At 48.3% G+C, this 21,733-nt stretch carries 30 protein-coding genes; 15 read left to right on the forward strand and 15 right to left on the reverse strand.

All coding sequences use genetic code 11. The features are described from left to right. Positions 1 to 75: 75 nt before the first annotated feature. Positions 76 to 1,230, forward strand: coding sequence for an MFS transporter (locus GACE_RS05305; protein WP_048091797.1), 1,155 nt, complete (start codon positions 76 to 78; stop codon positions 1,228 to 1,230). On the opposite strand, the gene GACE_RS05310 is transcribed toward GACE_RS05305, so the two are convergent. From GACE_RS05310 to GACE_RS05355, 10 genes are read right to left on the reverse strand one after another with little or no spacing between them, the layout of a single operon-like run. Further along, complete coding sequence (locus GACE_RS05310; RefSeq protein WP_318249308.1) at positions 1,206 to 2,930, reverse strand: aldehyde ferredoxin oxidoreductase family protein; 1,725 nt, start codon at positions 2,928 to 2,930, stop codon at positions 1,206 to 1,208. The genes GACE_RS05305 and GACE_RS05310 overlap by 25 nt on opposite strands. After that, positions 2,927 to 4,012, reverse strand: coding sequence for an iron-containing alcohol dehydrogenase (locus GACE_RS05315; RefSeq protein ID WP_048091799.1), 1,086 nt, complete (start codon positions 4,010 to 4,012; stop codon positions 2,927 to 2,929). Before GACE_RS05315 ends, GACE_RS05310 begins: the two co-directional genes overlap by 4 nt. A gap of 5 nt (positions 4,013 to 4,017) precedes the next feature. Further along, complete coding sequence (locus GACE_RS05320) at positions 4,018 to 4,425, reverse strand: SCP2 sterol-binding domain-containing protein (protein WP_048091803.1); 408 nt, start codon at positions 4,423 to 4,425, stop codon at positions 4,018 to 4,020. 54 nt (positions 4,426 to 4,479) lie between these two features. Beyond that, on the reverse strand, positions 4,480 to 4,932 hold the full coding sequence (gene nifU / locus GACE_RS05325) for a Fe-S cluster assembly scaffold protein NifU (protein ID WP_048091805.1): 453 nt from the start codon (positions 4,930 to 4,932) through the stop codon (positions 4,480 to 4,482). A 2-nt stretch (positions 4,933 to 4,934) separates the two neighbouring features. Beyond that, positions 4,935 to 6,092 carry an aminotransferase class V-fold PLP-dependent enzyme gene (locus GACE_RS05330; RefSeq protein WP_048091806.1) on the reverse strand — a complete coding sequence of 386 codons (1,158 nt, stop codon included), beginning with the start codon at positions 6,090 to 6,092 and terminating at the stop codon, positions 4,935 to 4,937. 3 nt (positions 6,093 to 6,095) lie between these two features. Continuing rightward, positions 6,096 to 6,323 carry a sulfurtransferase TusA family protein gene (locus GACE_RS11540; RefSeq protein ID WP_048091807.1) on the reverse strand — a complete coding sequence of 76 codons (228 nt, stop codon included), beginning with the start codon at positions 6,321 to 6,323 and terminating at the stop codon, positions 6,096 to 6,098. A gap of 53 nt (positions 6,324 to 6,376) precedes the next feature. Next, positions 6,377 to 7,507, reverse strand: a complete 1,131-nt coding sequence (gene thiI / locus GACE_RS05340) for a tRNA uracil 4-sulfurtransferase ThiI (protein WP_048091809.1) — start codon at positions 7,505 to 7,507, stop codon at positions 6,377 to 6,379. Next, positions 7,504 to 8,430 (reverse strand): DUF169 domain-containing protein, encoded by a 927-nt coding sequence (locus GACE_RS05345; protein WP_048091810.1) that lies wholly within the window; start codon positions 8,428 to 8,430, stop codon positions 7,504 to 7,506. The genes thiI and GACE_RS05345 overlap by 4 nt, the downstream gene beginning before the upstream one ends. Beyond that, positions 8,427 to 9,611, reverse strand: coding sequence for an O-phospho-L-seryl-tRNA:Cys-tRNA synthase (gene pscS, locus GACE_RS05350; protein WP_048091811.1), 1,185 nt, complete (start codon positions 9,609 to 9,611; stop codon positions 8,427 to 8,429). The genes GACE_RS05345 and pscS overlap by 4 nt, the downstream gene beginning before the upstream one ends. A 26-nt stretch (positions 9,612 to 9,637) precedes the next feature. Next, complete coding sequence (locus GACE_RS05355; RefSeq protein ID WP_052400230.1) at positions 9,638 to 10,411, reverse strand: sulfite exporter TauE/SafE family protein; 774 nt, start codon at positions 10,409 to 10,411, stop codon at positions 9,638 to 9,640. Positions 10,412 to 10,531: 120 nt separating this feature from the next. Between GACE_RS05355 and GACE_RS05360 the strand changes: the two genes are divergently transcribed. From GACE_RS05360 to GACE_RS05405, 10 genes are all read left to right on the forward strand, one after another. After that, the gene (locus GACE_RS05360; RefSeq protein ID WP_048091812.1) at positions 10,532 to 11,938 is read left to right on the forward strand and encodes a nitrite/sulfite reductase; all 1,407 of its coding nucleotides are present in this window, start codon (positions 10,532 to 10,534) and stop codon (positions 11,936 to 11,938) included. Next, positions 11,913 to 12,155, forward strand: a complete 243-nt coding sequence (locus GACE_RS05365) for a sulfurtransferase TusA family protein (RefSeq protein WP_048091814.1) — start codon at positions 11,913 to 11,915, stop codon at positions 12,153 to 12,155. Before GACE_RS05360 ends, GACE_RS05365 begins: the two co-directional genes overlap by 26 nt. Then, a complete protein-coding gene (locus tag GACE_RS05370; RefSeq protein ID WP_048091816.1) occupies positions 12,146 to 13,699 on the forward strand; it encodes an FAD-binding protein in 1,554 nt (517 codons plus the stop codon). The genes GACE_RS05365 and GACE_RS05370 overlap by 10 nt, the downstream gene beginning before the upstream one ends. Next, entirely contained in the window at positions 13,696 to 13,989 is a 294-nt protein-coding gene (locus GACE_RS05375) for a 4Fe-4S binding protein (protein ID WP_048091819.1), read from the forward strand. The genes GACE_RS05370 and GACE_RS05375 overlap by 4 nt, the downstream gene beginning before the upstream one ends. After that, positions 13,986 to 15,110, forward strand: a complete 1,125-nt coding sequence (locus tag GACE_RS05380) for a sulfate adenylyltransferase (RefSeq protein WP_048091820.1) — start codon at positions 13,986 to 13,988, stop codon at positions 15,108 to 15,110. The genes GACE_RS05375 and GACE_RS05380 overlap by 4 nt, the downstream gene beginning before the upstream one ends. 9 nt (positions 15,111 to 15,119) lie before the next feature. After that, the gene (locus GACE_RS05385) at positions 15,120 to 15,500 is read left to right on the forward strand and encodes a DsrE family protein (RefSeq protein WP_048091821.1); all 381 of its coding nucleotides are present in this window, start codon (positions 15,120 to 15,122) and stop codon (positions 15,498 to 15,500) included. A 64-nt stretch (positions 15,501 to 15,564) separates the two neighbouring features. Then, entirely contained in the window at positions 15,565 to 16,779 is a 1,215-nt protein-coding gene (gene thrC, locus GACE_RS05390) for a threonine synthase (RefSeq protein ID WP_048091822.1), read from the forward strand. Beyond that, positions 16,776 to 17,045: a ubiquitin-like small modifier protein 1 gene (locus tag GACE_RS05395; protein ID WP_048091823.1), complete on the forward strand. Its 270-nt coding sequence runs from the start codon at positions 16,776 to 16,778 to the stop codon at positions 17,043 to 17,045. The genes thrC and GACE_RS05395 overlap by 4 nt, the downstream gene beginning before the upstream one ends. A 2-nt stretch (positions 17,046 to 17,047) precedes the next feature. Next, complete coding sequence (locus GACE_RS05400) at positions 17,048 to 17,836, forward strand: HesA/MoeB/ThiF family protein (RefSeq protein WP_052400231.1); 789 nt, start codon at positions 17,048 to 17,050, stop codon at positions 17,834 to 17,836. Next, positions 17,833 to 18,054 (forward strand): sulfurtransferase TusA family protein, encoded by a 222-nt coding sequence (locus tag GACE_RS05405; protein ID WP_048091827.1) that lies wholly within the window; start codon positions 17,833 to 17,835, stop codon positions 18,052 to 18,054. The genes GACE_RS05400 and GACE_RS05405 overlap by 4 nt, the downstream gene beginning before the upstream one ends. A gap of 107 nt (positions 18,055 to 18,161) precedes the next feature. Here GACE_RS05405 and GACE_RS05410 read toward each other — a convergent pair whose 3' ends face one another. From GACE_RS05410 to GACE_RS11755, 3 genes are all read right to left on the reverse strand, one after another. Beyond that, the gene (locus tag GACE_RS05410; RefSeq protein ID WP_084063670.1) at positions 18,162 to 18,665 is read right to left on the reverse strand and encodes a PIN domain-containing protein; all 504 of its coding nucleotides are present in this window, start codon (positions 18,663 to 18,665) and stop codon (positions 18,162 to 18,164) included. Beyond that, on the reverse strand, positions 18,617 to 18,901 hold the full coding sequence (locus GACE_RS05415; RefSeq protein ID WP_318249309.1) for an AbrB/MazE/SpoVT family DNA-binding domain-containing protein: 285 nt from the start codon (positions 18,899 to 18,901) through the stop codon (positions 18,617 to 18,619). The genes GACE_RS05410 and GACE_RS05415 overlap by 49 nt, the downstream gene beginning before the upstream one ends. Positions 18,902 to 19,059: 158 nt before the next feature. Then, positions 19,060 to 19,209 carry a hypothetical protein gene (locus GACE_RS11755; RefSeq protein WP_162473325.1) on the reverse strand — a complete coding sequence of 50 codons (150 nt, stop codon included), beginning with the start codon at positions 19,207 to 19,209 and terminating at the stop codon, positions 19,060 to 19,062. Positions 19,210 to 19,275: 66 nt separating this feature from the next. Here GACE_RS11755 and GACE_RS05420 point away from each other — a divergent pair, with 66 nt between their 5' ends. The 3 genes from GACE_RS05420 to GACE_RS11810 all read left to right on the forward strand — a co-directional run bounded on the left by GACE_RS05420 (position 19,276) and on the right by GACE_RS11810 (position 19,930). Further along, positions 19,276 to 19,455, forward strand: coding sequence for a UPF0175 family protein (locus tag GACE_RS05420; RefSeq protein ID WP_394324665.1), 180 nt, complete (start codon positions 19,276 to 19,278; stop codon positions 19,453 to 19,455). A 74-nt stretch (positions 19,456 to 19,529) separates the two neighbouring features. Next, positions 19,530 to 19,691 (forward strand): hypothetical protein, encoded by a 162-nt coding sequence (locus GACE_RS11805; RefSeq protein ID WP_202962750.1) that lies wholly within the window; start codon positions 19,530 to 19,532, stop codon positions 19,689 to 19,691. Positions 19,692 to 19,696: 5 nt separating this feature from the next. Continuing rightward, complete coding sequence (locus tag GACE_RS11810; RefSeq protein ID WP_202962751.1) at positions 19,697 to 19,930, forward strand: DUF3368 domain-containing protein; 234 nt, start codon at positions 19,697 to 19,699, stop codon at positions 19,928 to 19,930. A 192-nt stretch (positions 19,931 to 20,122) separates the two neighbouring features. On the opposite strand, the gene GACE_RS05430 is transcribed toward GACE_RS11810, so the two are convergent. Together GACE_RS05430 and GACE_RS05435 are read right to left on the reverse strand one after the other, a co-directional pair. Continuing rightward, positions 20,123 to 20,347 (reverse strand): type II toxin-antitoxin system RelE family toxin, encoded by a 225-nt coding sequence (locus GACE_RS05430; protein ID WP_318249310.1) that lies wholly within the window; start codon positions 20,345 to 20,347, stop codon positions 20,123 to 20,125. A 22-nt stretch (positions 20,348 to 20,369) separates the two neighbouring features. Next, positions 20,370 to 20,561: a hypothetical protein gene (locus tag GACE_RS05435; protein ID WP_048091832.1), complete on the reverse strand. Its 192-nt coding sequence runs from the start codon at positions 20,559 to 20,561 to the stop codon at positions 20,370 to 20,372. 554 nt (positions 20,562 to 21,115) lie between these two features. On the opposite strand from GACE_RS05435, the gene GACE_RS05440 reads away from it, so the two are divergent. Beyond that, on the forward strand, positions 21,116 to 21,439 hold the full coding sequence (locus GACE_RS05440; protein ID WP_048091834.1) for a PIN domain-containing protein: 324 nt from the start codon (positions 21,116 to 21,118) through the stop codon (positions 21,437 to 21,439). Positions 21,440 to 21,733: the final 294 nt, after the last annotated feature.

Raw genomic sequence — 21,733 nt, forward strand, 5'->3', positions numbered from 1 at the left:
ACGTGAGACAAAATGCGGATATGTGTTAAAATTTTTCACACTTTTTTTATATTCCGACCCGTATTTTCTGCCGGAGTGGAGCGCAGAATACTGACAGTGTCGATCGCAAGATTTGCGGATTCAGTGGGGAGTGGTATGGCCTATTTTGCACTGCCAATCCTGATTTCGTCACTCGCAACCAGCCAGCTCCCAATAGACCTTGTCTCAGGCATAGTCATATCCATCTGGGGCCTTGTGGCAACTCTCGTACAGCCTCTGGCAGGAAAGGTGATTGAAAGATCAGCAAGACCGAAGAAATTTCTTTCACTCTCTCTGCTGCTCACGGCAATCCTCATTCTCTTCTACACATCCATAAGGACTGTTGAGGAACTTCTTTTCCTCAGGGTTGTGCTTGGAATTATTGAAAGCTTTCTCATGGTATCCAGCCTCACGCTCGTCATTTCTCTTGCTGGAAAAAAGAAGGGGCAGAGCTTCGGTATCTACAACACCTTCACCGACTTGGGGTTTTCGGTTTCACCCATCATGGCGGGAATTCTCATAAGCTTCAACCTGAACATTGTCTTTTACATCTCAGCCTTATTCGTTCTGGTATCCTCCATAGGTGTATTCATGCTGGTGGATGAGCCTGAAATATCGGAGATGAAAAAGAAAAAGAGCGGTTTTAGAGATGTTAGCAGGGAGATCTACCCCATCCTCGTGTCCCTCATGTTCGTCGTTGCGCTCATGTCTTCCATAGTCCCTCTTGAAAACTCGTTCCTCGAAAGACTGAACATCACTCCACTGGAATTCGGACTGTCTTTCAGCATCTATCTCATCACCAGAACCCTCTCAAACACCTATGCCGGATATCTGGCTGACAGACACGGTGGTTTGAAGGCATACACAATTTCATCTCTCCTGATCTCGGTAACTTCCCTTCTGATCCTGATTCCGAACATCTACGTTTTTCTCGGTGTCAGGTTCATTCAGGGATTTATCGTGGCGCTTGTTTACACCTCAGCCACCGTTACCATAGCCGAAAGGAGCGGCCTGAGCTATGCAATGTCAATGAGCATCCTCTCGTCAGTCATAACCGCAGGACTGACCGCTGGTCCGCTGATCGCCGGCATGATGAGCGGCTACATTGGTTTCGAATCACCATACATACTCTTTTCCCTGCTCATATCGGTGCCGGTCGTTCTTCAGACCCTGAAAAATAAGAGGGGTCAGTTCCAGCCCCTGAAATCGTAATATTCCTTCAGCTGATATTCAATGTCAGGGACGTTGCCCTCGCTCCCACCATCCACAGGCTGCAGGATTATTTCGGGAAGTCTGTCATGATCCCTGCCCCGACCGGCAAGCTCGTTGAATCTCCTCTTCGCCAGGAAGGTCTTCTCCCCGATTTCGTAAATCCTGTCCACCGGGTAATCCACCCCAAGTCCGTGAGTGAGAAGGGAAGCTATGTGGGACGGTTTCGCAGGGACGAATGCACACATCACAAGGGAGTTGAAGATCTCCGTGAAGTTCTGCATTCTGGCAGTTATGATCCCCTTGCCCCTGTTTTCGAATCTGTCCTCGCTCTCAATACCGTATTCTTTTATCTTCAGGCCCATCTCGACGTTGTACATCTGGTGAGGCAGGTGACATGCCCCTCTGTTGTTTGTTGCGTAGGCCACCGCAAGACTGAAAAACGCCCTCGGATCATGCATTGGAATCTCAAGACCCCTGACGTGGGCCGCAATTCCGTTAAGGCCAAGCTTCTGCTCAACCCTCATCGTACCCTCTGCAAGGAGGTTGCCGTTTCCCCTTTTGAACGCTATGTCATGGAGAAGGCTGAAGGCCCCTTCAGCATCACCGAACCTCACTCCAAAGTCGGCAAGGTTGTTTTCAGTGAGATACATCGCCATGCCGATGGTAACTCCAGCAGAAATCGTATCAATGCCAAGAGCGTTGGCAGCGTGATTCATCTCAATCAGCTTCTCTCCAGAATCAATCATCAGCAGGGAACCGAAAGATGCGAGGGTTTCGTATTCCGGCAGATGATATTCCCCTCCATTGTACTCGAGAACCTTGCCGCACCTTATTGCACAACCCATGCACCCGTCGTGTTTCTTGAGGTACTTCTCCACCAGATAGTTTGCGGAGATGCTCTCGGCTTTACCGAAAACTCCGGAGGTGAAGTACCTGACGGGCAGATCACCGAACATTTCTGCAGACTCAACGTAACCTCCCGTGCCCACTTCCTTGAGCATGTTTGCCGTGAAGTTCTCCTTTATCCTGTCGGCAAGCTGTTTTACGGAATCTCTGTAAGCTTCCGGGTTCTCGGGTTCCGGAGTGAACTCATCTTCCTTCAGCACCGCAATACCCTTAAGATTTTTGCTGCCCATAACCGCCCCCATTCCGGTTCTCCCGGCCGCTCTCGAGTTGTCGACCAGGACACATGCATATCTCACCAGATTCTCTCCAGCCGGGCCGATCACTGCCGTTGACACTTCTCCCACGTCTTTTCTTATCTCATCCTGAGTTTCGAAAGTCGTTTTCCCCCAGAGGTGGTCTGCATCCCTGATTTCAGCCCCCTCAGAGCTGACAGTTATGTAAACAGGCCTGTTGCTCTTTCCCTCAATGATCAGACCATCCCATCCTGCCCTCTTGATGTATGTTGCAATTCTTCCGCCAGTACTGCTCTCGCCCCACCCGAGGGTCAGCGGAGACCTTGCCGTGAACTGCAGTCTTGAACACGATGGAGCAGAGGCGGTGAGCGGACCGGTCATGAGAATCAACGGGTTCTCAGGGCCAAGTGGGTCAGCGCTGTATGACTCCATGTCGAGATGCAGGTTCACAGCCAGACCGCCGCCACCGAGAAACTCCCTGTAGAGGTCCTTTCCGGGCCTGAAGGTTTTAACATCGCCGCTATTGAGATTGATTCTCAAAAGCTTTCCCGCATACATCATCCAACCACCTTTCCGATAATCTCGAAAAGCTCATCCTCATCAGGCACAAATGGTCCGGTAACTATGCAGCTATCCTCCATCGCCCTTTTCACTATTCCCTCACTGTTTTTCCTGATTTCTGAAGAATCATAATAACTCTTCACGCCGAATCTCGAATACAGCTTATGCATCATGGCCATGACGTCCATCCCCGCCTCATGCGAAAGCCCATTAACTCTCTCAATCCCCCTCTCAGCATAATATTCGAGAACCGGTTTCAGATATACCGCAACCGCAATCCCGTGGGGCATGTTCAGAACCGCTCCGGTGGCATGGGCGAGGGCGTGCACCACTCCGACCTGTGAGTTGCTGAAAGCCAGGCCTGCAATCGTGGCGGCCAGGTGCATGTTCTCCCTCGCCTTCCTGTCGCCTTCAGCAGATTGTTCAAAGCTTTCGGCGATAAGCCTTACAGCCCTCACAGCGAGAGAGTCGCTGAAGGGATTGCTGAAGGCTGACAGGTAGGCCTCAACCGCATGACTCAGAGCATCAAAACCCGACAAAATTGCGATGCTTTCCGGCATTTCGTAAACGAAGATGGGGTCAACCAGGGCAACGTCGGGCATCGCCTTCTCATTGGCCATGACGATCTTTCTTCTCTCGCCCCTGTCCTTCAGAACTATTGCCCAGGTAACCTCACTGCCCGTTCCGCTTGTGGTGGGTATCGCAACCAGCTTCACCTTGCCGGAATACCCCATCTCCCCGAGATCGGTGAAGGGAGTTATCTCCTCGGGAGGTATGTCAAGCTCCGCAAGAATCCTCGCTGCCTTTGCAACGTCAAGAACACTTCCACCACCGAGGGCAACGATGAAATCCGGCTCGGTTTCTCTGAGCTTCTCAGCCACATCCTCTGCGTCCTCTCTGTATGGCTCTCTCGCAGGAAGATAAATCCTTCCGGCAAAATCAACATACCTTTCCAGAATTTTTGAAAATTTTTCGCCAACGATTTCGTCCGAGATCAGAACCACTTTCCTACCCTGCAACCTTTCGAGAAATTCGACAGAGTCCTCTCCGAAGACGATTTTTGGAGATAGGAAATTCCACATGATATCTACTCCGGCAGCTCTGTTTCGACCTTCTGAGCCACCTCTACCAGTGCCTTCGCGGCCTTGGCATACCTCATGACCTTTGCCATATTCCCCCTGAGCTTGAACTTGCCGGTTACAAGCCCTTTTATGGGGTCAATCTCACCGTTTAAAAGCTTCTTCCAGTTTGAATACTTCCCCCTGAACTCGAACGCCGCATTCACCTGGGAGGGGTCCTTTACCATGTACCCATCTCTGGCCTTGCCATGGTAGAGGTCGAGGTAAATGTACATCGGCTCGGTCAGCCCCTCGTCCGGCTCCACCACAAAAAGAAAATCCCCTTCCCAGTCCTTCGCAGCCTGCTCATATTCCTCACTTTCGTTCAGCAATCTCATGTACTCCTTTACCCACTCTTCAGAAAACAGCTTTGGCATAGAGTAAATTGAAATCAAAAATAATTAAATTTAACGCCCGATGGAACTTGAAGTTTACATCGGACAGAGTTCCCCGTGGTCGTCGTGTTCATCCTCATCGGGAAGGTTGTCAAGACCGAGTCTTTTCAGGTCTTCTTCTCTTCCATTCTTTTTCAGATAGTCCGCAATGGCCCTTTTCAGCGCATCTGCAGCGAGATTTGAGCAGTGCATTTTCTGAGGAGGTAAACCTCCGAGCGCTTCAGCAACGGTCTGCTTGGTAATCTGCAATGCCTCCTCAAGCGTTTTTCCCTTCGCAAGTTCTGTTGCCATGCTGCTGGTTGCTATTGCCGCACCACAACCGAACGTCTGGAATTTTATGTCAACTATCCTGTCATCCTCGACCTTGATGTACATGGTCATCAAATCCCCGCAGACAGGGTTGCCGACGGTTCCAACACCATCAGCATCCTCGATAACGCCAACGTTCCTCGGGTTCCTGAAATGCTCAAGGACCTTTTCACTATACAAGTCTAATCACCCCCTTTCTTCCTCTTCATGTAAAGAGGAGACATCATCCTCAACCTCTCGATGACAGGTGGGAGTTTTTCAAGAACAAAATCCACGTCCTCTTCCCTGCTCCACCTTCCGAGACTGAAAACGACACTTCCGTGTGCCTCCTCATGCTTGAGACCTATCGCCATAAGGACATGAGAGGGCTGCAGGGTCTTTGAGGTGCATGCTGAGCCTGTGGATGCCTGAATATCCTCCATATCAATGCTGAGAAGTATCGATTCACCCTCTATGTAGCTGAATCTGAAACTGGCGTTGTTCGGGAGCCTATCAACGGGATGTCCGTTGAGATACGTGTCCTCAATCTTCAGCATTCCCTCGATGAGCCTGTCTCTCATTTTCTGAAGTCTCTCAGATTCTGCCTTCCATTCCTCACTCGCAATCTCAGCAGCTTTTCCAAAACCAGCTATGCCCGCCACGTTCTCCGTTCCACCTCTGAGACCTCTCTCCTGCCCGCCACCCAGTATGACGGGGTTCACCCTGACACCCTTGCGAATGTACAGCGCCCCAACGCCTCTCGGGCCGTAGATATCGTTTGAGGAGAGCGTTAGCATATCCACGCCAAGTTTTTCAACATCCACCTCTATCTTTCCGAGGCTCGCCGTGGCATCCACATGAAACGCACAGTCGAAAATCTCTCTGATTCTCTCAATGTCCTGGATCGTTCCTATTTCGGGATTGGCATGCTGAATTGAAACCAGAATCGTGTCATCTCTGATAAGATTCTCAAGCTCATCAAGCTTGACCTTCCCATAGCTGTCAACCGGTGCGAAGTCCACTTCGAATCCGTTTTTCATCAGAAACTTGGCAGAATTGATTATTGAGATGTGTTCAACTGCGCTCACCACAATGTGCCTGCCCTTGTTTCTGTTCCTCATCGCATACCCTATCACTGCGAGGTTGTTGGACTCGGTTGCCCCGCTCGTAAAGATTATTTCAGAACTGTCCGCATTTACAAGCCCGGCCACCTTGGCTCTCGCATCCTCAACAATCTGTCTCGCCTCAAGACCCTTCGAATGAATTGATGACGGGTTTCCGGGATGCCCGAAATACTTCAGCATCTCCTCGATTACACGTTCATCAACCGGAGAACCGGCCACATAATCCATATACGGCATTTTTCAGACACCTCTCTGAATTCTGATTATGAATATACCATCATCTTCCTCAACACTTAAAACTTTATGTCCGGCCCTCTCAGCCCACTCGGGAATGTCCTTCCTGGCGGAGGGGTCGTCGGCATGAACCTCGATAACATCCCCCACATCGACCTCTTCTATCGCCTTTCTTGTAAGGAAAAGAGGCATGGGACAGAACATACCAATGCAGTCCACAGATTTCTCTTTCATCACGAAATTAACAATGTTAATTTATATATTGGTTTCGCTGGAGTTACAGAGGATTAAAAACCGTATTCGTAAACCTCAGCGTTTTCAACGGCATCCTCTTCCTGAAGGTTGCAGAAACTTTCGAACCGCATGACGTCCTCAGGGGTTGTTTTGGTAGCGGGATGCCTCGACACGAGCAGAGAACAGCAGTCCTCGTAAGGGAGAATGGAGATTTCGTATGTGCCTATTTTCCTCGCAACCTCGATTATCTCATCCTTATCAAGTCCGATGAGGGGTGTGAGAACAGGATACTGTGCCGCCTCGTAAATCGTTCTCATGTTGTCGAGTGTCTGGGATGCGACCTGTCCGAGATTGTCTCCAGTGAAAATTGCCTTGGCGTTTTCCCTTTCAGCAATCATCGATGCCATCCTCATCATGCTTCTTCTATAAACCACCATTCTGTAATCTGCGGGTATCTTCGCTATGATTTCCCTCTGAATCTGCACAAATGGAACCATGTAGAGCTTTATCCTGTGATACTCTGAAAGCTTTCCGACAAGATCGTGAATCTTCTTCCTGACGGAAGGAGAATGAATCGTGGAATTAAAGAAGTGCACAGCCACAACTTCGGCTCCCCTCTTCATCGCCATGAATGCTGATACGGGGCTGTCGATGCCTCCAGAAATCAGAGCAACAACCTTGCCCGAAACACCTGCTGGCAGACCGCCAACACCCTCAATCCTCCCGGAATAAATGTAAGCGTGGTCTTTCGAGATTTCAATGTAAACCGTGTTTTCCGGATTTTTGAGATCAACCTTCAGATTTTTCTTCACCCTGAGTATCCTTTCGCCAATCAGCCTGTTCACTTCCATTGAGTTCATGGGGAACTCCTTGTAGCTTCGCTTCGTCTCAACCCTGAACGTACCTGAGTCGGGGGCAAACTCTATCGCCTTTTCGGCAATCAGGCCAATATCAGGCTCAACCATCTCTGCAAGTGCAGAGTACTTAACTCCAGGTGTTTTCCTAAGCACGTTTTCGATCCTTTCATCTCCAGAATCGATCACTATTCTCCCGTATTCTCTCCTGATTTTTATGCCGCCATCACCGAGCTTCCTTCTGAGGTTGCCGACTAACTTCCTCTCAAAATAACTCCTGTTCTTTCCCTTCAATGCAATTTCCGAGTAATGTACAACATACACCCTCATGCTCTTGCCTTCAACCCCTTTATCCTCCTCGCTTCCTCGACTATTTTTTCAATCTCTGAGTTTAACCTTTTCTCAAAGTCCGGTTTCCTGTATTCCTGAAAGACGTCAATGTCAGACACCTTCATGATCTCGATCCAGTTTTCCCTCGGCATGAGGACATACTCTCCGGTGTAGCTCTCTGCAACCCTCTCAGCCTCTTCCTCGCTTTTGAACTTGACTGATGTGTATATTCCAAGCGTGTTCTTTTCTCCCTTGAAGATATACAGCTTCACGCTCTTGCCGTTGACAAAGCCGAAGAAGTGGTCGGTTGACTTGTCGAATCCCATCTGCTCAAACCTTTCAATGAGATCCTTGGGCAGATCGTCCATCAGACATCCGCACAGCGCCCTGACTTCCTGTTTTCTTATCGCAGTTTCGATTCTGACGAACACGTCCTTCGGGAACCCCAGGACTACCTCTTCCCTCCTGTAATTTCCAATCTCTCTCGCTCCAGGGCAGAGGAAGGATATGTTCGGCTCGCCTGTATCCCTCACTCTTGCAGTCGCTTCTCCACAAACCGCAGTTTCTCCAGCGAACTGCGCCCTAAGCTCCTCATCGAACAGGTTCTTGTAGTAAGAGGAGATTCTCATTATTCTGTCAGGGGTAGCCACAACAAGCACCACATCACATTCCTGACCCCTGTACGGCTCAAGCACTATACTCCTCGTTTCGCCCTCCTCAGCCAATTCGGTGACAAAGCCGAGAGAGACCAGCGCTCCTGCACACATCAGATTGAATTCATTGATAACAATCCTCTCTCCACGCTCCGCTACGATTCTTACTGCCTCACAGAACCGGTATTCGCCCTCAGCATCCATTTCCTCCTTTTTAAATATGACTGCCACGGGATTGAGCGGAATTTCGAAGTAATCTCTGAAGTTCAATCCTCCACCTCCACCCCGTATTTTTCGGCTATGTCCTTAAAAGCATTTGCAACCCTCTCAAGTTCCTCCCATGAAAGCCCGTAGGTGTTTACCTTGAAGTTTTTGGTCATGCCCGCCTGCACACCAAAGACGCCCCTCTTCTTCAGTTCATGATACAGGAAGTAGCCCTTCTTCTTGTGGCTTTTTGCTATGCTGTGGAACGCAGGAGACTCGAAATGCATAAGCGTGTGATTCTTGGGCCTCTCGCCTATGAGCTGAAGCCCCTCGATTTTTTCCATCTCCTTCACGAACCACCTCGCCTTCTCGACCTCCTCATCCCAGCGCTTAACCCTCTCGACCACCTTCGGGAATGAGGCCATCAGCGTTATGACGGGCAGTCCGTAAACCGGTGAGCATCCAAACATGGACAGCTCCTTCTTTGTGAATGCTCTGCCGCTCCACTCTCCCCTGACCTTTGACGTCTGAAAAGCTCGGTCGGCAAGCTCGTAGTTGGTGGCAAGAATGCCAATTGGGGCGGTGGCCGCCCAGCTTTTGTGACCGCTACCAACTATAAAGCTCGCTTTCAGCTTCTTTCCGTTTATCTCCATGAGACCAGAGGTGTATGCTGTGTTCAGAACGAGCGGTATTTCGTATTCCTCGCAGATCTTGCCCACCTTCTCTGCATCGACCAGATTGCCGTATCTGTAATCAACATGAGTCAGGAGAGCTATATCGGGATAGCTGCCCGTTTCCTCCTTCACCCTTTCAAAGGTCTGAGCATAACCTTCAGGATTTATTTTAAAATCAGGATAGCCCGAATTGGGGACCTCATATATTTTCATATCATTCAGTTCAGCCGCAATGTAAGACGTGTAGTGGGCGAGTGAGTCGAGGACAAGGGTGCCTCCCTTGAAGGCAGACATTATAACGAATTTTGCGTGTCTCGCCCCCGCAGTAAACCTGGCAGTATCCATTCCGAGGAATTCGGCAACATCCTGTTTGAGCTGATTTATCGGAGGATTCTTTATGAGATCGACCCTGCCTTCGAGACAGACGTCACAGACAGAGTAACCATCTGACCAGCTTAAAAGTATTTTCTTTGCTTCCTCCGTCAAGATTCCGCCTCTCTGGATGGGATGTATGTTTATCATCCCCTCAGAGATCCTCTTCAGGTTGTTCGGGTGATATCTCGACAGCTCCATCCCTCTCCTTAACGGTGTTTAGTTATTTAAATTTTGCTCGCTATTATCACAAGAGACGCAAACCCGATGCTTGCAGTTATTGCCATTCTCAGAAATCCGGGGGAGCACCTCTTCGACAGATAATACCCGAGGAGTGACCCCACCAGCCCCGCCGGAATCAGCTGTGTCGCAAGACCAAGATCCACGTTTCCAAGGGAACCGTGCGAAATCAGAGCAACTGCGGAAAACAGCGTCGATGTGGCCAAATCCGTCCCAACAACCCGGTTGGGCTTGAGGTTCGTCAGGTTGAGTACTGCGAATGTGAGCAGAGTGCCACCCCCAACGGACGTTATCTGAACCAGCAACCCGACCAGGAATCCCACAGGAATCAGAAAGTAAACCTTCATGCTGTTATCGTGAAAGCTCTCACAGTATTTGTCACATATAAAGCACTCTGTTTTAATTCTGCTGGTTTTACTGGTGTAAAGCATCAGAATAGAGGAGACGAGAAGAACAGCAGCGAGGGTGATTGTTATCATCCCCTCATCTATCAGACCTCTGGTGAAGAATATATGCCCAGCGATAATCCCGAAAACGCCCGGAACGGCGGTGAATCTGAAAAGTCTGAAGTCGAAATTATCGCCCCTCTTGTGAACAGCGGCCGAAAAGGACTTGACAGAGAAAGCGTATGCGAGGTCCGTCCCAACAGCAATCTTTGGAGATATTCCGAAAAGTATTAGGAGTGGGGTCATGAGCGCTCCTCCTCCTATCCCTGTCAGCCCCACGAGCAGCCCCACCGCAAATCCCACTATCTCCAGCATTTTTGGATCACCTTTAACACCGTTAAATTTAAGTTCAGATATTAATATTTAACGAAAAAGTCAAGATTTAAAAAACATATCACCTGCTTTAAACATGCACATATGAGGAGATGATGCAGTATGGAGATTTCGATAGATATTGGAGACATTTCAAAATTTGTGGGAAAATACTCGCTCGGCAGGGACAATGGCAGTGGTTCCGCTCATTTTCTGAGGATCAAGATTCCCGCCGGTCAGGTGGAGTCTGAAAAGCTGAGAAAGATAGCAGCGCTTTCGGAAAAATATGGGAGAGGGTATGCAGAGGTTACGGACAGGCAGAGCATTCAGCTTCACTGGATAGAGCCGGAGAAGGCACTGGAAATCTTCGAAAACCTGTACGAAATGGGATACTATACAGACATGTGCGGTCAGGGTTTCAGCGGTGCATGCTTCGGAGACGTCAGAAACATAGTGTCCTGTCCGCTGAGCGGGAAGATAACCGATTTTGACGTTTCAAAACATGCCATAAGGCTGACAGAGTATTTCACAGGAAATCCAGAATTCCTCGACCTGCCGAGAAAATTCAAAATAGCCTTTACCGGATGCGGTGGAGACTGCGTCAGACTGGGAATCAACGACCTGGGAATGTTCGGGATGGAGTATGACGGAGAGTACGGATTCGTTCCCTTCGTCGGAGGGAGCATTGGTGCAAGCCAGCCCGGACCGAACCTTGCAAAGAGCCTCGGAATATTCGTGCCAGAGAAGAAAGCATTCGACTTCGTGAAGACCGTGGTCGAGATACACAGGGATAACTCAAGCAGGGAGAGCAAGGTCAAGGCGAGATTCAAAAACCTCGTGAATCAGTGGGGCATCGAGAGGCTGAGGGATGAAATCGAGAGCATAACGGGTGAATTCGAGAGGGTGGAGGTGTCCACGCCCGCGCCCTCCGACCACAACGGATCAGGAGAGCAGGTCAACGGTCTTTACTACTACACGCTGCCCCTCGTTGGGGGCGTTCTCGATGCCGAAAAGCTTGTTTTCATTGCAGACATGGCAGACAAGCATGGTAATGGTGAGGTTAGACTCACACCGGAACAGAACGTAACCTTCGTCGATGTTAATGACGTCGAAAAGCTGAAAGAAGACCTTTCAAGGGTTTTTGATATTAAAGAGGGAACCATGTACTATTCCTCAATCGGCTGTGCATCCAACTTCTGCGGAAGAACGAATGAGCCGCATGCAAAGGATGTTCTCAAAAAGCTGATCGAAATATGTGAGAGGAAAGGAGTTAAGGACGTAAGAATACACGTTTCCGGATGCAGAAATGCGTGCGGATGCCACCACGTCGGCGAAATTGGCCTTGTTGGGAGGCTGGTCAAAACGGATGAGGGCATCGTCCAAGGTTACGACCTGCTCTATGGTGGAGATTTCGCCGGGCTGAAAATGGCAAAGGTTCATGCTGAAGGACTGTATGGAGATAAGCTGTTCGAGGAATTTGAAAAACTGCTGGAGGGGATAAAAAATGGAACTGAAACTGAAACAGATTGAAGACGGAGTTTTTGAGCTTGACGTCAGGGGCAATGCATGCCCGTTCCCGCAGATCTACACGGAGCTTGCCCTGAAAAAAATCGGAGATGCGAGACTTGAGATCATCACGGACAATCCTCCATCGGCCAGAGATCTGCCCATCGTTCTCAAAAAAAGAGGATATCAGGTGGAATCCGAAAAAGAGGGTGATCACTGGAGGATAAAGATATGGAAATAATCAACACAGAGCTTGCGATAATAGGGGGTGGAACGGCAGGCTGCATGGCGAGTTATGAGGCAAAGAAAAACGGAATAGAGAGCCTCATAATAGAAAAGGCCAGCACAAGGAGGAGCGGGTGCCTCGCCCCGGGTGTCAATGCGATATATTCCTATCTCCACGAGGGTGAAAGGCCGGAAGATTATTACGAGTTCGTGAAACACCAGGGAATGGGTCTTGCAAGGAGAGACCTCGCCCTGAGCCTAATCAAAGAGACCCCCTACGCCGTGGAGATTCTTGAAAAATACGGTCTGCCCGTTCTCCATGAAAGGCAGGGAAGATTCGGGATGAGAATTTACGGAGAGCACATAAAGCCAATCCTTGCAGATATAGCCAGGGACAGCACGGAGAACATAATCGAAAGGGCATATCCATTTGAGCTTGCCGTTGAGAATGGAGAGGTTGCAGGAGTTTACGTCTATGATTTCAAGAACGATGAGACGTTCTTCGTGAGAGCAAAATCCGTGCTGATAGCAACCGGAGGTGCAAGCGGACTGTACATGAATTACACTGTTCCATGGTATCCCCCTTCAAACGCCGGAACCGGATATTCCCTGGCAATAAGGGCCGGGGCGGAAATAGAGGGTTTCGAGTTCAGATTCATTCCGCCAAGAATAAAGGACGTGAACAGCCCCATAGGTGTTACGGCTGTTGGCTTCAGAGCTTCCCTCAAAAATTCAGAAGGGCAGGAATTCATGAAGGAGAAGTTTGCTGAATATGGCGGTGAGGGATCGCCAATAGCCCTCAGGGCTTTCGGACCAGTAAGAGAATACGCCGAAGGCAGGTTTCCGGTATACATCGACACCTCAGAGATAACGGACGAACAGAAGGAAAAGCTTCTCAAGCTGTACCTCAACGCCTGGCCCCTGTTCTACCTGTTCATAAACGCCAGAGGTATAGACCTGAAGGAAAGGCTCCTCGAGGTCATGCCCTGTGAACCCTACATCTCGGGCTCACACTCGGTTGCAGGAATATGGATTAACCAGGACAGGATGACCTCAATCAAATACCTGCTCGCCGCCGGAGATGCTGCCGGTGGGGTTCCTCTGAAACACGTGGGAGGGGCTCTGGCTGAGGGAATAATAGCCGCAAGAACTGCATCCAGAATAAAAAGGGCGAATGACTTCAAACCAGAGGAGAAGATTCCCGAATTTGGAGATTACAGCTGGAAGGATGCAGAGGAGAGAATGAAGTTCGTTCTGGAGCATTATGCGGGCGGTCTTTCCAGGTATTACATGTACAACGAACAATCAGCAAGAATCGCTCTCGCAGAGGTGAACAGACTTCTGACGTTGAAGTTTGGAGGGGATGTGGTCAGATGCTTAGAAACCTTCGACAGGCTTGTGACGGCAAAGACGATGCTCCACCACATGATCGAAAGAAGAGAGACGAGAATGCCGCCGTTCCAGATGAGGAGCGATTTTCCCGAATGGAGTGACTCAAACTACCTCCTCGTATCCAGATTCGAGAATGGAGAAATTGCTTTCAGGAGGGATTACACATGATTGTCTTCGATCTCGAGAAATGCATAAAATGCAGGAAATGCGAGAAGATCTGTCCCACACTTGCTATTGGCTTCGACGAATTCCCCTGCCTCGCATATCCGGAAAAATGCTGGCACTGCTGTGCCTGCATAAAGGAGTGTCCGGCCGAGGCGATCAGGCTCAGACTTCCCCCTCACATAGGCGATCAGCGCTACGAGATGCTTGTTAAAGATGAGGGCAAAAGCATGATATTCCAGATCCTGTTTGAAGGAAGGAAAATCGATGAGATGGAAATCCAGGTGAGAAAATGATTGAGCCGCATGGGGGCAGGCTTGTAAAGAGGATTGCCGACGAAAGGCTGAAGGAAGAGGCGAAAGAGCTGGAAAGCGTGAGCATAGACCGAGTGCGGGCACTGGATGTCGAAAACATAGGTTATGGTATTTACAGCCCCCTTGAAGGGTTTTTATGCTCAAACGATTTCGAATCGGTTTTGTGGGAAGGTAGGCTTGAAAACGGGCTTTCCTGGACGATACCGATAGTGCTTGACGCCAATGTCAGGGAAGGAGAGAGTTATGCCCTGAAGTTTGGAGATACGATTGTCGGCGTCATAGAGGTTGAAGACGTTTACAGCTACGATAAGGAGGAGTACGCAAGGCAGGTCTTCAAAACTACCGACGTCGAACATCCCGGAGTGAGGAGGATCAAGTCATTCGGGGACAAACTTGCAGGAGGTAAGGTCTGGTTCATTGAAACCGCAGATAACAGATTCAGCGAGTATTTCTTCCCTCCCGAAGTTACAAGAGAGATTTTCAAGAAATGGGATTATGTGGTTGCGTTCCAGACGAGAAACGCACCCCACATAGGCCACGAATACGTGCAGAAGACCGCAGTAATGGCGGTTGAGGCATACACCGGCAAGGAGGCAGGGCTGTTCATAAATCCGGTTATCGGGAAGAAGAAGCCCGGAGACTTCAGAGATGAGGTCATCATCGAAGCGTACAGGACTCTCATCGACAGCTACTACAGAAAGGACAAAACCTTCCTGGGAATCTGGAAAACGGAGATGAGATACGCCGGTCCAAAGGAGGCGGTGCTGCATGCCATTGTCAGACAGAACTTCGGATGCACCCACTTTATTGTGGGAAGGGACCACGCAGGTGTTGGCAGCTATTACAGACCATACGAGGCCCACGAGAAGCTGATGGAACACGATGACCTTAAGATAAAACCGCTCTTCTTCAAGGAGTTTCACTGCTGCGACAGGTGCGGAATCATCAGCAAGAGTGTCTGTCCGCACGAAGCGAGCAATTTTTCGGGGACATACGTCAGAAACTGCCTGCTGAACAACCACAGGTGTGAGTACATCAGGGACGAGGTGCTGGAGACTGTGAGAAAATTTGATAATCCCTTCGTAACTGACGAATTACCCTGAGGTGAGTTGATGATCAGCATAATCGTTCACAGCGGTGAGTGGGACAGGATATACCATGCGTTCAGCATAGCATCGACCTACTCAGCTCTGGGGGAGAAGGTTTCCATTTTTCTCACGTACTGGGCAATCGACACGGTTGTCAGAGATACTGCAGAGACCGGCGATGAGAGAAAGGATGGCATCATAAAAAAGGCGATGGATTCCGGGAAGATGAAGTCGCTGAAAGAGATGATTGAACTTGGAAAGCAGTTCGGGAATGTGGAAATCATTGTCTGCAGCGGAAGCCTGGACATTCTTGGATATAACGAGAATGACCTGCCGGAGTGGGTCGATAGAGTTGGAGGGCTTGCGGAGCAGCTTATGACCGGTGAGAAAGTCATCTTCATCTGAAATTACAGTTGTTAATTTTAACACCGTCGAAAATTATTTATATTCATGGGACTATGCTGACTCCATGAAGGTTACAGGACTGAGGTGCAGGATTTGCGGTAAAGAGTTTCCTCCGGAAGCGCTTTACACTTGTGATAACTGTTTCGGCCCGCTCGAAGTAAAATACGACTGGGAGTGGATAAAGAACAGGGTCAGCAGGGAAAAAATCGAGAAGGGTCCAAAGTCCCTCTGGAGATACAAGGACTTCCTTCCGGTTGACGGCGAACCTGTTGACCTCGGTGCGGGATTCACCAGGTTCATCAGGGCGAGCAACTTAGGCGAGGAGCTCGGCCTCAAAAACCTGTTTCTGATAGATGATTCCACCAACCCGACGTACTCGTTCAAGGACAGGGTCGTGAGCGTTGCGGTTACGAAGGCAAGGGAATTTGGAATGAAGGCTGTCGGGTGTGCCTCGACGGGAAACCTTGCAGGCAGCATTGCTGCGCACGCTGCAAAGGCCAGACTTCCAGCTTACATCTTCGTTCCGAGAGGCATAGAGAAGAACAAGATAATCCAGGCGCTCGTGCACGGGGCGAACGTGATAGAGGTGGACGGCACTTACGATGACGCAAACAGAATTGCAACAGAAGTGGCTGAGGAGCATCCGGACTGGGGGTTCGTGAACATAAACCTGAGGCCGTTCTACGCAGAGGGGAGCAAGACCCTTGCATACGAAGCTGCCGAAAGGCTCGGATGGACCCTTCCGGATCAGGTTGTTGTCCCGATGGCCTCAGGGGCATTGCTGTGCGCAATATACAGGGGATTCAGAGACCTGGAGAGGGTTGGGCTGGTCGACGAGAAGGATGTGGTGTTCAACGGCTCCCAGCCCCACGGACTGCCGATATCAAGGGCCGTAAAGCTTGGAACCAGGGTCGAGCCGGTGAGGAAGATGGACACAATCGTCCACAGCCTTGCGATAGGCAACCCGGCTGACGGTATATTCGCCAAGGAAATCATCGAAAAAACTGGCGGGTATGCCGAAGACCCGGCAGACAGAGAGGCCATCGAGGGCATCAAACTGCTCGCCAAGACCGAGGGCATTTTCACCGAGCTTGCAGGCGGCGTTACGGTTGCGGGGTTGAAGAGACTTGTTGAGGAGGGCAGGATAGACAGAAGTGATGTTGTTGTTGCCTATCTAACAGGAAACGGTCTCAAGACCGGTGAAGCGATAGTGGATTATCTCGATGACACGCTCAAGATAAGACCGAGACTTGAAGATTTCGAGGAGGTGATAGCTTGATTAAGGTAAAGTTCCCCACAGTTTTCGTGCAGATAACCGGAAAGAGGAGGATCGAGGTGGATGGTGTTACCACGGTATCCCAGCTCCTCGAAAAACTCTTCGACGAATATCCCCAGCTGAAAGAAAGACTCATAAAGGATGGAGACCTAAGCCCATTCATAAACATATTCGTGAACGGAGAGGATATCAGGTTCCTGAACGGTCTCGATACGGAAATTAAAGATGGTGATGAGGTCGCATTCATACCTGCAATATCAGGAGGTTGAAAATGAACGAGGAGCAGATTAAGAGATACGCAAGACAGATAATAATGCCCGAAATAGGAGTCAAGGGCCAGAGGAAGCTGCTGGAATCAAAGGTACTTGTCGTTGGAGCCGGCGGACTCGGAAGCCCTGCGATCCAGTATCTTGCCGGGGCAGGTGTTGGCCATATAGGGATTGTGGATGGCGATGCTGTGGACATATCCAACCTGCAGAGACAGACGATCCACGCAGGAAACCTCGGCAAGAACAAGGCAGAGAGTGCAAAGGAGTTTGTCGAAAGGCTCAACCCCGACGTGGAGGTTACGGTGTACCCATTCCACCTCGACCCCGAGAATGCAAGGGAAATAGTCAGGGAATACGATGTCGTGCTGGACTGCACGGACAACTTCGTGGCGAGGTTTCTGATAAACGACGCATGCGTCATAGAAGGCATACCTTTCGTTCACGCGGCGGTGCTGAGATTCGAGGGCGAGATAATGACGATCGTTCCGGGAGAGACCGCATGCTACAGGTGCGTTTTCAGGCACGCACCCCCTCCGGGAAGCGTTCCAACCTGTCAGGAGGCTGGAGTTATTGGAGCCACGGTCGGCGTTCTCGGAACTCTCCAATCGATCGAGGCAATCAAACTCCTGACCGGCATCGGAGAACCACTCAAGAACAGGATGCTTGTCGTTGACCTGCTCACGATGGATTTCACGGAACTCAAGCTTAAGAAGGATCCGGAGTGTCCGGTCTGCAGCGGGAAAGTCAGGGACATAATTCCGGAAAAATATGCGGAGAGCTGTCAGCTATGAAGAAGCTCGATCTGAGGGGAGAGGTCTGTCCATTCACGTTCGTCAAAACCAAGGTGGCACTCGAGGACATGGACAGCGGAGAGATCCTGGAAGTGCTATTCGACCACGAACCCGCAATCAGAGACGTGCCCAGAAGTGTCCAGGCTGAGGGACACGAGGTGCTATCTATCGAGAAGATTGGAGAGGACGAGTGGAAGATCGTGATAAGGAAAAAGTAAATGCAAGACTGAAAATTCCTGCCTGTGCTTTTATTTATTTTACGGTAGCAAATCAGAAATGGCATCAAGCAGACAATGAGAATTTTCGCCCCACTTCCAATTGAAAATTATTGGCCAAGATTTTTCCTTAACCACTCGTTATATTTCTCAAAAACATCCTCGGGAATCGGGTTGATAACATGAAGGTCCTTCACCCTTTTTCTCATCTGTTTGTCAAGTGTATATACTATGGAGGCCGAATGTGTTCTGGCGATGGCAACAACGTATCCGTCCCAAGATTCTATCCTGTAACCCATTGCATTTGTCAGAGATTCGATGACAGCCTCCACATCCAGATCTGCATAGAACGCTGGAGATTTCGTTTCAAGTGTCTTTTTTAAAGCTTTATAAGCAGAAGCCCTTTCAACCTTGAGATAATTGGTAAGTATGTGGTACGCACCAAGGAAGGCCGTTAAAGGTATAAGACATTTCCTTTTCCAGAGCAAGACCTCCTTTAAAAATTCGAGAGCATGATCCTGTGCAGGATTCTCAAAATGTGATACCACTATCAGGCCAACGTCGACTACTCCCTCAATCCTATCTTCCTCATGCTGAATTCCGCCGAGTACCACTTTTCCTCAGCCCCCCCTTCACTGACGAAAGGTTTCGGGGCGTTGCTTTTGAGATAGCTTATAACCTCATCAACTCTTTTTTCGAGAGTTTCATTTTTTGGAATTATCAGGATCCTATCATCCTTTATCTCTATCTCAAGTTCCATTTCCCCTTTAATCCCTGCTCTCTTTCTTATTTCTTTTGGAATGAGAATTCTACCAAACCTGTCTATTTTTACTTTTGCCAACCAAACCACCAAATGGAATCTTGTTTGGCAATATAAATAGGTTTTGATTTAGGCGGAACGATTCATCAGTTTTGAAGGGAAATAAACCGTGGAGATCGTGATGAACGAATGATTCAGCTCGGAATTTTCTCAGTTCCTATATCCTACTTACAATCAGATTCTCTCGTTCAACCGGATCTTTCCTGATGTTGTAAAGCTCGTCTTCCTTGTCTGAATTTTGTTATCAGCTTCCACTCCTTGTCTCTGACTGTGATTCCGAAACCTTCTTCCAATCTATTTTCAGCTATCGGAATGAAATATCCAACATCGTCAAGCAAAGTCCGATTTTTTGGAGGGGAAAGTTTTTAGTTTGGTTTCCCAGAGATATAACAAAAATCCTTAGAGTGAAAAATTTAGAAGAGGAGGCAAAACTTCTTGTCGCTATAGAACTCTATCGTGAGGGTGTTGTTTCCCTTGGAAAAGCTGCTGAGATAGCTGGCTTGAGTATCAGGGAATTCCTGTACGAGTTGAGAAAAAGGGATGTATCATTCAATTATGATTTGGATGAGCTAAAAAAGATGTAGAAACTATCAAGGGATTGTGATGGTTATTGTTCCAAACACAAGTCCTTTGATTGTTCTGTCTAACATCGGAGAGTTTGAAGTTCTTCACTTTCTTTTTTGGGAAGATAACAATTCCAAAGAGTGTTGCGGAAGAGTTTGGCGATCCCATTCCAGAGTGGATTGAAGTTAGAGAAGTTGAGAATATGATTCTGCTGAACTTGCTTAGAGCAAAGCTTCATAAAGGTAAGCTGAGGTAATAGCCTTGGCTATTGAATTAGAAGCTGAACTTGTGATTATTGATGACAAAGCTGCGAGAAGTACCGCCCTGTCCCCTGGATTGAAAGTCGTGGGAACTGTTGGACTGATTCTTCTTGCGAAGAAAAAAGGTTACTATACCAAAATTAAGCCGGTAGTTGAGAAACTTGTAAAAAAAGGTTTCAGGCTGAGTGATGAACTTGTAGAACAAATTCTGAAGGAAGCCGGAGAGCTTGGATAACTCCTCATATTTTTCGTACTTCTCCAGATTTTGGCCATTTCACTGCAGAACTTCTCTCACGGCTTGCTTTATTAGCTGAACTTCCATCTTCTTCGATGGTATCTTCTCCGCCAAGATGGGGCATCAGCTTACGTTCCATACCTCTGACTTTAACTCCAGACCTTCTTCGTGTCTGGTGCGAAAACAAGATTATCATTTTTTGTAGACTTTCCCTCTGTAGTCCACCTGTTTAACGAAAACGGTATTTTTGTGTTTATCAAAGTCGAAAATTATTCTAATATCTCCCGACCTCAATCTGAAGGTTCTATCACCAATTTTCCTGATATCGGCTCTGATCAGCGGAAAGTTCTCCAGAGATTTGAGAATTTCCAGTATCTTTGCTCTTCTTTTCTCTGTGAGATCATCCAGAAATTTCACTACCCTTTTATGGAGCAAAACATTATTCATACTTTTTCAGAACTTCCTCAAGAGCCACATAATCTTCTGCTCTGGTTTCCTCTTCTAAAAGCTTTTTTTCATCTTCTTCGGGTTCATCTTCAGGTATGAGGTTTAACATTATTTCTTTCAGGATTTTGGGTAGCTCCTCCTGCAGAACTTCTCTCACGGCTTGCTTTATTAGCTGAACTTCCATGTTCCCTCTTTGTTCACAAAACTATTAACTTTTTCGACGAAGATGGAATTCCAGCTCATGCTTCCCTTCATCCCATAATCCTTCTTAGCCTCTTTATCCCGGCTCTCACTCTTTCCTCCTCCGTCCTCTTCTTTAAGTGTTTCTCAGCCATTTTTTCTCAGCGTTTCAATCGGATCCATTTTCATGCTGTAAGATTTGTTTTCTCTATATCAGTTTCGACAGAATAGATTGAATTCGAAGACCTCGGTTACACTGGCAAAACAACAGTGGACGGAAAAAGATCTGTAAAAGAAACGAAAGAAGCCGGGATATACAAAGGTGTATGATGATAGTCAGGAAAGATTTTATATTCTGGAAAATAGAATAATTCTGGTGATTAAGTGTGACTCTGGAAGTGTCCGCAAGGATCGGGAAAAAGTTTGCCAGAATCTCTGCTGAGGAGGTTGAAAGAATAAGTTTGAAGGAGCAGAATGAGCATGAAGGTTCTGCTTGACACTTCCTTGCTTTTGCCAACCATCGGAGTTGAGGTTGAAAGAGCTGATGAAATCCTATAAATGCTGAGAGATCACGAACTGTATTACTCGGACTTCAGCATTTTGGAGTGTCTCTGGGTTGTCAATTCGCTCAAGAGAAAAGACAAGTTCGATCTTGATTCTTTCGAAACTGGAATCAAGAGCATATATGAATGCTACGCTAAAGCAGAGATTGACGCTGAGATCGTTTTTAAAGCCTTTGAAATCTACGAGATGGGGCACAGGGATATTATAGACTGTCTGCTGTATTCGACAGCTTTGAACAACAACATGAAGTTCGCAAGCCTGGATAATGAGTTGAGGAATTTCGTAAAGGAGAATAATTTAAAGTACGTGTTTTTTTGAATGAGCCGACTGGCGATAGATTATTTCAGATTTTAAGGTGATATGGGTGTGTCCGGAATGGGCTGCTGAAACAGCAGATATCCAAAAGAGGCAATGTATGAGTTATTGTCGAAAGCTTTGTTGAGGGTGCATGAAGTGACATGGTCGATACGGGGAAAAAGAGAGGGTGATGGTGACGCATACGTAATGATAAAGCGCGGATTTGGGCTGAGTGTTGAAGTATACTAAGAGCCTTTAAGACTCCCTGAGGTGGATTACAAAGGTTAGAATAGCTTTTATTCCAGTTACGGGTTA

The organism is Geoglobus acetivorans (assembly GCF_000789255.1).
GTDB lineage: Archaea > Halobacteriota > Archaeoglobi > Archaeoglobales > Archaeoglobaceae > Geoglobus > Geoglobus acetivorans_B.

Coding starts and splice junctions, on each gene's coding strand:
- GACE_RS05310 (WP_318249308.1), bottom strand. CDS start 2,930: ATGATGTATGCGGGAAAGCTTTTGAGAATCAATCTCAATAGCGGCGAT.
- GACE_RS05315 (WP_048091799.1), bottom strand. CDS start 4,012: ATGTGGAATTTCCTATCTCCAAAAATCGTCTTCGGAGAGGACTCTGTC.
- GACE_RS05320 (WP_048091803.1), bottom strand. CDS start 4,425: ATGCCAAAGCTGTTTTCTGAAGAGTGGGTAAAGGAGTACATGAGATTG.
- GACE_RS05330 (WP_048091806.1), bottom strand. CDS start 6,092: ATGCCGTATATGGATTATGTGGCCGGTTCTCCGGTTGATGAACGTGTA.
- GACE_RS11540 (WP_048091807.1), bottom strand. CDS start 6,323: ATGAAAGAGAAATCTGTGGACTGCATTGGTATGTTCTGTCCCATGCCT.
- thiI (WP_048091809.1), bottom strand. CDS start 7,507: ATGAGGGTGTATGTTGTACATTACTCGGAAATTGCATTGAAGGGAAAG.
- pscS (WP_048091811.1), bottom strand. CDS start 9,611: ATGGAGCTGTCGAGATATCACCCGAACAACCTGAAGAGGATCTCTGAG.
- GACE_RS05355 (WP_052400230.1), bottom strand. CDS start 10,411: ATGCTGGAGATAGTGGGATTTGCGGTGGGGCTGCTCGTGGGGCTGACA.
- GACE_RS05360 (WP_048091812.1), top strand. CDS start 10,532: ATGGAGATTTCGATAGATATTGGAGACATTTCAAAATTTGTGGGAAAA.
- GACE_RS05365 (WP_048091814.1), top strand. CDS start 11,913: ATGGAACTGAAACTGAAACAGATTGAAGACGGAGTTTTTGAGCTTGAC.
- GACE_RS05370 (WP_048091816.1), top strand. CDS start 12,146: ATGGAAATAATCAACACAGAGCTTGCGATAATAGGGGGTGGAACGGCA.
- GACE_RS05375 (WP_048091819.1), top strand. CDS start 13,696: ATGATTGTCTTCGATCTCGAGAAATGCATAAAATGCAGGAAATGCGAG.
- GACE_RS05380 (WP_048091820.1), top strand. CDS start 13,986: ATGATTGAGCCGCATGGGGGCAGGCTTGTAAAGAGGATTGCCGACGAA.
- GACE_RS05385 (WP_048091821.1), top strand. CDS start 15,120: ATGATCAGCATAATCGTTCACAGCGGTGAGTGGGACAGGATATACCAT.
- thrC (WP_048091822.1), top strand. CDS start 15,565: ATGAAGGTTACAGGACTGAGGTGCAGGATTTGCGGTAAAGAGTTTCCT.
- GACE_RS05400 (WP_052400231.1), top strand. CDS start 17,048: ATGAACGAGGAGCAGATTAAGAGATACGCAAGACAGATAATAATGCCC.
- GACE_RS05405 (WP_048091827.1), top strand. CDS start 17,833: ATGAAGAAGCTCGATCTGAGGGGAGAGGTCTGTCCATTCACGTTCGTC.
- GACE_RS05435 (WP_048091832.1), bottom strand. CDS start 20,561: ATGGAAGTTCAGCTAATAAAGCAAGCCGTGAGAGAAGTTCTGCAGGAG.
- GACE_RS05440 (WP_048091834.1), top strand. CDS start 21,116: ATGCTGAGAGATCACGAACTGTATTACTCGGACTTCAGCATTTTGGAG.